The organism is Chryseobacterium sp. FR048, from assembly GCF_056844665.1.
On the sequence record NZ_JBXDSE010000005.1, the window covers coordinates 284889 to 296516 of the forward strand.

Sequence of the window (11628 nt, forward strand, 5' to 3'; positions counted from 1 at the left end):
TATAACTAGCAAGCATGATTGTAAATCTATTAATTAAGATGAAAAAACTTTTATATATATCAGGAATTTTAACACTTTTTGTGTTAATGAGTTTTATGTATGTAGACTTTTTCTCTTCAATGACCAAAGTAGAGTATATTGATGGAAGCAAGACATTGAAGTTTACTACAAAAATGAATACAGCCCATATCTCTGATGCTATAAAGATCAACCCGAATACAGCCGGATTTGAAGCAGAAGTAAAAAAATATGTGAACAATAATTTTGATGTATTTGTAAATGGGGCTCCCAAGACGATTACTTTCACAGGAAGCCAGGTCAGCGGAGAAACTGTATGGGTGTATTTTGAAACCGGAGGCATTACGGACATCAACACCTTAAAGATTAAAAATACGATCCTTTTAAGCGCTTTTCCTAAGCAGATCAATCTGGTGAGTATCGGATACAAAGGCAACCAGAAAATGATGAATTTTCAACGGGGAAAAGAAGTGAACGAGGTATCTTTTTAACAAAGAATAATTTTAAAAATAATAAAACCACTGCTGATGCGGTGGTTTTTGTTTTTATGGATCTATTGGAAACCCAGTACAGCCGTTCTCACAGCATATTCAATATCGCTTTTATCATACTGGAAAGGCATTTTCTCTAGCGACCAACCATCACGATAACCTCCCTGGGTATATTCAATATGATATTTCGACAATGAGTCCGTCACATCAAACTTATCCAGTAGAATATATCCGTTTCTAATATTGGTGGAATCATAAGCGACAAGGTATTTTCTTCCAAAAACAAATTCGCCGTCTATATGCCCTTCTTTAAATCCGTTTTCATATAGAAATCTGTAATCATACCCATTTCTGACTCCTCTATTGCCATAAAAATCAGATATAATTTTGACTACCGTATACTTGGTATTTTTAAGCATTTTTTCATTCGGCTCATTCCTGTTGTCATATCCCTTATAGACCATTGCCACAACAAGCCCGATAAGACCCATGATTAACAGATAATGTTCTTCTTTAAGATTTTTCATAGTTATTTCGAAAGATATATATTTTTTCCTGGCTGAACAATGATTATTTACAACAAAAAAGTTGGCCCATATGAGCCAACTTTTTTGTTATAGTGAAATTAACAATATCTGTTTAAGGATTACTCAATTTTGATGTTGTCAATCTGAAGATCGTAAGTACCTCCACTACCTGTTTTGATAGCAAACATATCTTTTCCAGCTGTAACGTTTACATCAGGAAGACCTGTAAGAGTAAGCTCAACCAGTCTCCATTGTCCGTTCGTGTTGATAGATCCTGTATATGAGTTAGCAGACTCTACTCCTAAAGTAGCACCTGTAGAGAATGTTCCTAAATTGAATACATAGAAACCTCCTCCAGCTTTATACACGTTGAAAGAAAGAGTTTTTCCTGTTGCAGTACCTTTGATACGCATTGTGATTCTCTTCGGAGTAGCTGGAATTCCTGTAGCTGCACTTGATGTAAATACATAATCATTACCTGCTGGTATTCCTTTAATCTGAAGAGAGTTTGAATTGTTATATCCCAGACCAACTCCTTGCGTTGCATAAGGCTTAAGTCCGAAACTGTTTACACTTGATAAGAAAGATGCCCAATCTTCAAAATCAGATCCTGCGAAAAGGTTTACTGCAGAAGCAGAAGGAGCTTCCGGCTCACCTGGGTTGAATCTTGGATTAGGGAAGTTCAGGTCATAAAGATCTCTGATATAAGCCTGCTCTGTAAACGTTGGAGTCGTTGGGTTACTTGGGCTCGTATAACGGCTCAAAATAAGTACAATATCACCACTCTTCTCATATTTAGGAGCGATCGGAGACTTAGCAAATGTTGCAAAGTTACTGAAACGAAGGTCTAATCTTGCTGCTTTTTTATCTACGATATAACGGTCACCTGTACCATTATCATCAGCAAAGTTTTTCGTTAACTCAGCATCTTCAAACTGAACATTTTTAATTTTTACAAGTTGGTTGATGTGAGCACCATCTTTAAGAGCGTCTGCAACTGAGTTGAATTCTAATGGCTTCATAACAGCAACAATCGGCTTCTGCCCGTCACAAACTCTTGCTACATAATCAGAAACTTTATTTTGGCTGATTCTACCAATTACATAGTTCGGGTCATAAGATCCTACTTTAATATTTCCATTGGAAGCCTGAACAATAAGCCCTTTAAGGTTTATTCTTAGTAAAGCTCCTGTTGGGAAAGATAAATACTGGCTTCCAGCATCAATATCCAATTCGATACCCTGTGTAGGGTTTTCAGGCTTATCCTGAAGGAACATGATCTTATAGATGTTTCCTGATTCATCACTTGAAGACACATAAGCTTCAACGATGTAATCTTCTGTAATAATATCAGCTGCAGTAGGCTTAGCTTTAGCGATCGTTGCAAGGTCTGATAATTTATGGTTTGCAGCAGCAAATCTGTTGGTACATTTGATTTCCGGAACATCGTAATCATCCGTCTTTACACAAGACGAAAATGTCAGCATGGACAGGGCTGTGAATATAGCCGCTTTAAAATATATATTTTTCATTGTTTTCAATTTTTAAATTTATTTATTAGAATCTGAACTGAAGGTTAACAAAATAAGATCTTCCCTGGTTATACCAGTATTTAGGAGCAAATACCATATTACCGCTGTCATAATCTTTTGTGTAATCATTATAATTAACGTTTCTGGTCTGCTCGAATCCTCCTGTGATATAGTTTCTGTTGTTAAGAAGGTTATTCACAGAACCTGATACCAATACATAGTACTTACCGATCATCCAAGATTTTCCAGCATTTACATTCAGGAAGAATGCACTAGGAAGTTTTGTAGGGGTAAGAACTCTTGCCAATTCTTCTGGTGATACTCCGTCATAAGGAACTCCAGGTGTAGTTGGGTTGGTATAGAATCTAGCTGTTCTGGTTACCGGAGACGGATCTAAGAATGAGTGTCCGAAATAGTTCCAGGTTGCTCCCAACCACCAGTATTTAGGGCTGCTGTATCGAAGACCTAAAGTATATGCTTCCTGAGGAGTACCTCCCTGTCTGTAGTTTTTCAGAGTAGCCTCACCCATGTTGGTGTAAGATCTTGATACGATATTTCCGTTACCGTCAAGTTCTCTGAAGGTTCCAACAGCATCAGATGCGAAATAAACCGTAGGGTTGTTGGTATAAGTATATTGACCTACACTTAATAATCCACTAGCCGTCAACGTAGGAGTCAGTTTTACCTGAGCACCAAGTTCCACACCCATATTTCTCTTGTTGGCACCAGCCAATACCTGAGTAATGAAAGCACCGTCCTGAACAGGAGCCTGGCCACCGTTTTCGTCAAGAGTTGTCAATTTCACACCTTGTGCAAAATATCTCTGTACGCTGGTTTCGTTTTGAGTATTTACAAGGTATCCCGTCAATCTAAGTTTAATGATTGGCGTTGAGATTACATAACTCAAATCATTAGCATCAATCACTACATTCTTGATTCCCGGAGTGGTAACACCACTTACTCTTGTGTTGAAATAAATATCATTCAGGAATGGAGACTGTGAGAAGTATGCCCCGTTATAAACAAGGAAGTTTCTACCGTTGATTCTATAAGTAACCTGACCTTTAACCCCAACATTCCAGAAGTTTTTGTCTTCACCTTTTCCGTAAGATGACTCATACAGATAGTGTTGGAACTTACCTTCTCTATTGTTGTTTGTATATCCGAATAATCCGGAAACAAAAACATCAAATTTACCTGTAGAGAATTTGAACGCAGGATTTACTTTGAACTCCTGTCTTCTGAAAATATAATCATATCCGATTTTATCTCCTTTTCTTTTCGCTACATCAGCATCGCTTTCTCTGGTATTGAATTTACCCCAAGTGTTTCCACCAGTCAGATTATTGGCAAAAGGGTCCATGTTCAGAGCAAAATCAGCTCCTAACAGGTCATTTACCTCTCTGTACTGCTCAGATCTGTAGTTCTGGTAAGATAAATTTAAAATAAAACGCGAAGTATCGCTGAAGTTATAAGTATAATGTGTTGCTACATTCAATACTTTATCATCTTTTACATCATCCACAAGGAAGTAAGCTGCTCTTTTTCCACCGAATTCCGGTCTGTAAAGGTTTTCACTTCTGTTGGCTGTATAAAGATTATCCCAGTTAATCTGAGTGTGAGCCTGGTCATTATTAGTCCACCAATTCGTAAGTAGGTCTAAATCTCCCTGTGTATTAGGATTATTTTTGAACCAGCTTGGCAGGTTACGGTAATAAGTAGGTGACGGGTTAGGCGCTCTGTACCAATCTAACCTTGAGCTGTATTCTTTACCGAACTGGTAAGAAACAGAGGTCCACAATTGAGAGTTTTTATTGATTTTCCAGAAGTCCTGTAATTGGAACATTGGCTGGAATCCTCTTTTTACCCTTTCATTTCTCTTATCTCCGTTTTGCCATCCCCAGTATGAGTTGTAATGAACACCTCTGAAGTCATATACTTCCTGAGTGCTCGGGCTGGAAGAACTTCTTGCATATTTAGACCCAATAGCATTGAATGTCATTGTGTGTCTGTCACTGAATTTCTTCTCAATTCCAAGGTATCCGCTGTATGCATCGTATGCCGTACCATCCTGGATTCCTTCCTGAGCCCATCTTCTGGCGATCATCCCTGTAAATGCCCATCCGTTCTTATTCATTCCGGAAGAGAATCTGTAAGATAATCTGTTGGTATAATTTCTGTTGGTAAGAGAGTAAGTCAACTGACTTCCTTTTCTATACTCACTGGCTTTCGTATTTTTATAAAATACACCAGTAGCTCCCCCGAAAGCATATTCGGAAGGGGCATGATTAGTAGCGATTTCCGGGTAACGGGTAATTTCGTTCAAACCGCCCCATGTGCTGAAGTCTACGTCTCCATTGTCTGCACCGGCCATAGAAACCCCGTTGATCATGTTCTCACCGGTTCTGCTGTCAATTCCTCTTGGACGGAACCAGTATGGTCCTAAATCAAAACTGGCAATTCTGTTGAAGACATCCTGTGAAGACTGAAGCAATCCTACTGTAGCAGTCTGCTGTGCACCTCCACTATCGCTTTCGCCGGAATCTTCAACGATAGCTAAACCCTGATCTGCACCATTCAATGCAGAATAAAGAGTGATTACTCCAAGATCTTTTCTTTTCTCATTAGTAGTTACATCAAATTCAAAAATTTTAGTTTCAAAATTTGATTTTGTAACCATAATCTGATAATGTCCCGGCATCAAATCAGCAAACTGGAAGTAACCGATTTTGTCCGCCTTTACATCATTTCCTGCTCCTTTTAAATCCACATTTGCCTGCTCAACAGGTTTCCCGTCCGCATCCTTAAGATACGCAAACACAGTTGTCTGCGCAAAATAATAGGACGCAGGCAGCAAAGTGAATAAAGAGATTAATGATAGTTTTTTAATCATGAGTATATTTATTTTTTTAAATACTTTTCTTGTTAATTCTCAACAGTTTAAAAGTTGGGGGCACAAATTTAGTCAAATTTTGTAATTAACAACTTTTTTAACATTATTTTTTCTTAACATTGCAAACTTTTAAGAATCATTATATAAAAAATGTTCAGATTACTGTATATAAATTTACAAATATTTAAAATGCAGTGAATTAAAATAAAAGTAAATTTGCAGATTAAATAATATTAATAATAACTCTAAAGAGGATGAAGAGATTTTCGAGTCTGTTTGCCATCATTTTATCGATCATGGCATTCTCACAACAACAGGGAAAACTGAGAAAAGTAGCTACAGTAGGTTTTTTGAATGTAGAAAACCTTTGGGATACGATTCGTTCAGCAGATTATATTGATGGGACCAAGGATATTAAGAATCCTGCTTTCCACAGAAGCATTCCTATTGATTCTATCAAATTTCTGGAAGCTGAAAAATATGACGGACCATGGAGTGATGGTGCTTTAATCGGTAAAAAAGTAGTAAGAGAACAAAGCGGCTCTGAAGAATTTACACCAAAGAGTGCAAAAAACTATGGTACCAAAATCTATAAGGCTAAACTGGCTAATGAAGCAAAAGTAATTTCCGAAATGGGAGCACAGTATACGAAGACAGCTCCTGCAGTAGTAGGTTTGATAGAAGTGGAAAACAGACAGGTTATTCAGGATCTTATCAATGAACCAGCTTTAAAGAAATACGATTACGGAATCATCCATTATAACTCTTATGATTACAGAGGAATTGATGTGGCACTGATCTATCAGAAAAGAAGATTTACCCCTACCAATTCATTGAAAAAAGAACTGAAGATCTACGGTGACAACGGAAGAAGAGAATATACGAGAGATATCCTTGTAGTAACAGGATTTTTAGATAATGAAAAAGTGGCGTTCTTTATGAACCACTGGCCTTCAAGAAGAGGAGGTGAAGCTATTTCTTTACCTAAAAGAAATGCAGCAGCAGCATTATTGAAGCAACAAATGGACAGCGTAAGAGCAGCAGATCCTACCACAAAACTTTTTGCAATGGGTGACTTCAACGACGATCCTATCAGCCCAAGTTTAAAAAACCACCTGAAAGCTCAGGCTAGTCCTAAAGATTTAAGTGAAGAAACTCCTTATCTTAACCTGATGTATCCTTTATATAAGAAAGGAGTAGCTTCATTAGCTTATCAGGATGCTCCTAACTTGTTTGACCAGATCATCGTTTCCAAAAACGTAGTTTCTGATCAGGTAACAAAAGAGTATTCAATATACAAGACAGAAATTTTTGCACCGGCTTATCTGGTGAATAAAGAAGGAAATTACAAAGGATACCCTTTCAGATCCTGGAACGGAGATCAGTTCACAGGCGGCTATAGTGACCACTTTCCCGCATTTGTAGTTCTCCAGAAAGAACCATAAAAAATTTAGGCACTCATTTTGAGTGCTTTTTTTATATCAATACCCGAAATCATGAAAAATATAGTTTTAATCACATTGATTGCATGCATTCCTTTCAGTTGTTTTTCTCAGGATACAACAAAGAAAGATAAAGAGCAACAGGAAATGAAACCTTCTAAAAATGAAGACGGAGAATGGGACCTTACTGTCATAGACACTCAGTTTGATTACTTTATGAGCGCTGTTGCCAGACCTATCAGCCAGTATACAGAATCTTACCTGAAGACCAAAAATACATTTTTAGTTAACGAATGGAATAGCTATTATCGTTCAGGAAAATACCCGAGCATCATAGAATCCGGCATCGATTATGATCCGAAAGAAAACTATGGGATCAAGTTTGAGTACAAACTATACCAGGTTTTCGTGTATGTAAAATGGAAGTACAAATTAAAGATGAATGGGCTATCCGGGAGCGATGCCATCCGGTAACATCACTTGACCAAAATAAAAAAGGTTCAGAATGTTCTGAACCTTTCATTTTTATAATAGCTGAAAATTATTTGTTGAATAATTCCTCTACTTTATCCCAGTTTACTACATCGAAGAATGCAGAAACGTAGTCAGGTCTTCTGTTCTGGTAGTTCAAATAATAAGCGTGCTCCCAAACGTCTAATCCTAAAACAGGTGTTCCTTTAACGTCTGCTACAGGCATTAATGGGTTGTCCTGGTTTGGAGTGGAAGATACAGATACAGAACCGTCAGCATTTTTTACCAACCAAGCCCATCCTGAACCGAATCTTGTTTTTGCAGCATCAGAAAAATCAGCTTTGAATTTTTCAAGACCACCGTAGTTTTCGATAGCAGCTTTTACATTTCCTACAGGCTCTTTGCTTCCGCCTGGAGTCAAAATTTCCCAGAATAAAGAGTGGTTGAAGTGTCCACCACCGTTATTTCTTACTGCTGGTTTGTCAGTTCCTGTCTGGCAGATCTCTTCAATCGTTTTTCCTGCTAAATCAGTTCCTTCAATGGCTTTATTTAAATTGTCAATGTATGCCTGGTGGTGCTTCGTATAGTGGATTTCCATAGTTCTTGCATCAATAGTTGGCTCTAATGCATCATATGCATATCCTAATTTTGGTAATTCAAATGACATAATCTTTATTTTTAATGTTATACTTCAAAATTAGCCAATATTTAAGGTATTATCAAAGATTGGGGATTACTTTAATAAATCTTTAACATTGACATATTGATTTAGAATGAATTAAATTTTAAATATTTTTAATTCTGATAAAAGTAAACATAATCTTCGACATTACCTACCCATATCTTTTTCAAAGTATAGTTTATTTTCAATTTCGTAACTTACACATTATGAAGTAAATTATTTCTAAAAACACTTCATTCACTGAATGTTTAACTTTAAATATTTTTTATCATGAAAATTGGACTATTTGGATTTGGAAAAGCGGGAAAAGCCGTAGCATCGGTTATTCTTCAGCATAAGGAACATTCACTGCAGTGGATTTACAGAAGATCAAACAAATCAACAGCCAGAGATGCTGCGGATTTTTTAGGAGTGGAAAGTGATGATCCGGGTCATTTTTATTCAGAGAAAAAACTAAGTGTGGAAGAATTATTAGAAGAGCACCCTGTAGATGCCATTATTGACTTTTCATCTCAGGAAGGAATTTATACTTATGGAGAACAGGCAGCCCACAAGAAAATAAAGATTATCTCTGCTATATCACATTATTCAGACAAGGAAGTTCGTTTCCTTAATAAATTGGCTCAGAAAGCTACTGTATTTTGGTCACCTAATATTACGTTAGGAATTAATTATCTCCTGTATGCGGCTCAGTTTTTGAAAAAGATTGCTCCTTCAGTGGATATTGAAATTGTAGAGGAACATTTTAAGGATAAACAGGGAACTTCCGGAACGGCGATTCGTATTGCGGATGTTCTAGAGGTAAAAGATGAAAAAATAAATACCATCAGAGCCGGTGGGATTGTGGGAAAACATGAAGTTATTTTCGGTTTTCCGTTTCAGACGGTAAGGCTCATTCATGAATCTATATCACGGGATGCTTTTGGCAACGGCGCTTTGTTTGCGGCGGAACATCTGGCCAATAAAAAACCGGGCTTCTATAAATTTGAGGATCTGCTGCATCCTTATTTCAAAATATAGAAGCCCGGGCTATTAACAATTTAATTTATTATTTATTCATAGACATCAGGAATTCTTCGTTATTAAGAGTTCCTTTGATGTTTTTATTAACAAATTCCATAGCTTCTACAGGATTCATTTCAGAAAGGTATTTTCTGAAGATCCACATTCTCTGAGAAGTGACTTCATCCAGAAGAAGATCATCTCTACGCGTGCTTGAAGAAATCAGGTCAATAGCAGGATAAATTCTTCTGTTGGCAATCTTTCTGTCTAACTGAAGTTCCATGTTACCCGTACCTTTGAATTCCTCAAAGATAACTTCGTCCATTTTAGAACCTGTATCGATAAGTGCGGTTGCAATAATGGTAAGAGATCCGCCCCCTTCAATCTTTCTTGCAGCCCCAAAGAATCTTTTCGGCTTGTGAAGAGCATTAGCATCTACCCCACCGGAAAGAACTTTTCCTGATGCAGGGGTTACGGTGTTGTATGCTCTTGCCAGTCTCGTGATGGAGTCTAATAAGATCACAACGTCATGTCCGCACTCAACCATTCTCTGTGCTTTTGCAAGAACAAGGTTGGCTACTTTTACATGTTTTTCCGCTGCTTCATCAAATGTAGAAGCTATAACTTCTGCATTTACGCTTCTTTCCATGTCAGTAACCTCTTCCGGACGTTCATCGATAAGAAGAACCATCATATATACTTCCGGGTGATTGGCTGCAATAGAGTTGGCAATATCTTTAAGCAACATTGTCTTACCTGTTTTAGGCTGTGCAACAATCATTGCTCTCTGTCCTTTTCCGATAGGTGCGAATAAATCTACAATTCTTGTGGATACTGTAGATCCGCTTCCTGCAAGGTTGAATTTCTCTTCAGGGAAAAGTGGAGTAAGATATTCAAAAGCTACACGGTCCTTGATGAATGCAAGGTCACGTCCGTTTACTTCTGTAGGTTTTAATAATGAAAAATATTTCTCACCTTCTTTTGGAAGCCTTACAATACCTTTTACAGTATCTCCGGTTTTTAATCCATAATTTCTGATTTGTGCTGTAGATACATACACGTCATCAGGAGAAGAAATATAACTAAAGTCTGACGAACGTAAGAATCCGTAGTTATCCGGTAAGATTTCCAAAACCCCTTCAATACTTACCAATCCATCGAAATTGAATTCTTTTTTATGGTCGTTCTGCTCCTCTGTCTTTTCAGAATGTCTGTTCTGATTTTGATTTTGGTGCTGATGTTGGTTCTGGTTTTGGTTTTTATGTTGGTTTCCACTGTTCTGTGGATGGTTGTGTCCCTTTTGAGGTCTGTTAGCCTGAGGTTGTTGTTGAGGGTTGTTAGGCTTTTCTTCAGCCTGAGCAGGCTCTTGAGATTCTGTGTTTTTAGGAGTTTCTGTTTTCTCCTGGGTTGCTTCGGTAGTAGCAGCATTGGTAGGAACCCTTTTTCTTTTCTTTTTGGCCTGAGCTGAGGCAGAGGCTGGAGCTTCTTCTGTTACTGCAACAACTTCAGCTTTGGGTTCTTCCGGCTTTATTTCTTCAGTAACCGGTGTCTTTTCTTCTACTTTTTCCTCTACTTTTGGTTCTGCTGCTGCTTTGGTATTTGCTTTTGGCTTTGCTGCCGTTTTCTTTGGAGCAGGCTTTTTTGCCGGGGCTTTAGCAGGTTTTTCTGCTGGAGCCTCTTCAGTATTTACACTGGTGGTTTCTGTGGCGTTGAAATAATCTTTTGCAACTTTAGGGTTAGAAGCCTGAAAGTCAAGAATAGCAAAGATCTTGTCATTTTCATTGCTGTTTCTTGCAACTTTAACGCCCAAATCTTTTAAGATTTTAGTCAGTTCCGTTACGGATTTTGACCTTAACGTTTCTATGTTAAACATATTTAATGTAAAAATGTAATTAATTGTGAGTAAGAAAAGTAAGTCCGGTGACTTTGGTTTTCAAGTACATTGTATAATGCAAATCTACACTTATTTTTGAATTGTGCAAAATTTATATTATTTTTGCCAAGAATTTAATATTCAATGCTACAGAGAATACAAACTATATGGACTTTATTAGCAGTTTTAGCTGCTGTTTTCCTTTTTATAACGGGACAGGATGTTGTCATTTCCGACGCTATTCCGGTACTTAATATCGGGTGCATCGTACTTGTCATCACTGGAGCATTAAGTATTTTCAGTTTTAAAAACAGAAAAAGACAAATTTTGCTGAATACCATCAGCATCATTATAAACGCTTTGTTGATTGGTGTATTGGCGTACTGGTTACTAAACTTATCCGGAGGAATTCATTTTCCTGAGAAGGGTATTGAGCCGATTTTCCCATTGATTGCGGTCATCTGTCTGCTTATAGCAAACATTTACATCCGTAAAGATGAGAGGCTCGTGAAATCTGTAGACAGACTTCGATAGCCTTACAACGATTTTTTGAGTGAGAACAGCTTCTTTTTAGGAGCTGTTTTTTTTATCTTAAATATTAAATAAGAAAGACCATAACATGGATCAAGTGCAAAAGCTGCGGGATAATATTGTTTGTGTTTATGGAATTTAATTGACGCAAAGGTTTTTTAGCATC

The 11628-nt window shown here is 37.4% G+C and carries 10 protein-coding genes; 5 read left to right on the forward strand and 5 right to left on the reverse strand.

Annotation, left to right across the window (positions count from 1 at the left end; translation table 11 throughout):
* Nucleotides 1–38 precede the first annotated feature (38 nt).
* Nucleotides 39–509, forward strand: a complete 471-nt coding sequence (locus AC106K_RS16035; protein ID WP_482446481.1) for a DUF6702 family protein — start codon at nucleotides 39–41, stop codon at nucleotides 507–509.
* 62 nt (nucleotides 510–571) lie between these two features.
* Here the strand turns inward: AC106K_RS16035 and AC106K_RS16040 are convergent, their stop codons facing one another.
* From AC106K_RS16040 to AC106K_RS16050, 3 genes are all read right to left on the reverse strand, one after another.
* The gene (locus AC106K_RS16040) at nucleotides 572–1036 is read right to left on the reverse strand and encodes a hypothetical protein (RefSeq protein WP_482446482.1); all 465 of its coding nucleotides are present in this window, start codon (nucleotides 1034–1036) and stop codon (nucleotides 572–574) included.
* Nucleotides 1037–1155: 119 nt separating this feature from the next.
* Nucleotides 1156–2568 carry a DUF5689 domain-containing protein gene (locus AC106K_RS16045; RefSeq protein WP_482446483.1) on the reverse strand — a complete coding sequence of 471 codons (1413 nt, stop codon included), beginning with the start codon at nucleotides 2566–2568 and terminating at the stop codon, nucleotides 1156–1158.
* A gap of 25 nt (nucleotides 2569–2593) precedes the next feature.
* Nucleotides 2594–5461, reverse strand: a complete 2868-nt coding sequence (locus AC106K_RS16050) for a carboxypeptidase regulatory-like domain-containing protein (RefSeq protein WP_482446484.1) — start codon at nucleotides 5459–5461, stop codon at nucleotides 2594–2596.
* A 254-nt stretch (nucleotides 5462–5715) separates the two neighbouring features.
* Between AC106K_RS16050 and AC106K_RS16055 the strand changes: the two genes are divergently transcribed.
* On the forward strand, nucleotides 5716–6906 hold the full coding sequence (locus AC106K_RS16055) for an endonuclease/exonuclease/phosphatase family protein (protein ID WP_482446485.1): 1191 nt from the start codon (nucleotides 5716–5718) through the stop codon (nucleotides 6904–6906).
* Between the two features lie 51 nt (nucleotides 6907–6957).
* Nucleotides 6958–7377, forward strand: a complete 420-nt coding sequence (locus tag AC106K_RS16060; RefSeq protein ID WP_482446486.1) for a DUF6146 family protein — start codon at nucleotides 6958–6960, stop codon at nucleotides 7375–7377.
* A gap of 67 nt (nucleotides 7378–7444) precedes the next feature.
* Here the strand turns inward: AC106K_RS16060 and AC106K_RS16065 are convergent, their stop codons facing one another.
* Entirely contained in the window at nucleotides 7445–8041 is a 597-nt protein-coding gene (locus AC106K_RS16065) for a superoxide dismutase (RefSeq protein ID WP_047097459.1), read from the reverse strand.
* Nucleotides 8042–8326: 285 nt separating this feature from the next.
* Here AC106K_RS16065 and AC106K_RS16070 point away from each other — a divergent pair, with 285 nt between their 5' ends.
* Entirely contained in the window at nucleotides 8327–9076 is a 750-nt protein-coding gene (locus AC106K_RS16070; protein ID WP_482446487.1) for a 4-hydroxy-tetrahydrodipicolinate reductase, read from the forward strand.
* Between the two features lie 28 nt (nucleotides 9077–9104).
* Here AC106K_RS16070 and rho read toward each other — a convergent pair whose 3' ends face one another.
* Complete coding sequence (rho, locus tag AC106K_RS16075; RefSeq protein ID WP_482446488.1) at nucleotides 9105–10931, reverse strand: transcription termination factor Rho; 1827 nt, start codon at nucleotides 10929–10931, stop codon at nucleotides 9105–9107.
* Nucleotides 10932–11075: 144 nt separating this feature from the next.
* Here rho and AC106K_RS16080 point away from each other — a divergent pair, with 144 nt between their 5' ends.
* Entirely contained in the window at nucleotides 11076–11465 is a 390-nt protein-coding gene (locus tag AC106K_RS16080; protein WP_482446489.1) for a DUF4293 family protein, read from the forward strand.
* The last annotated feature ends 163 nt before the right edge of the window (nucleotides 11466–11628 follow it).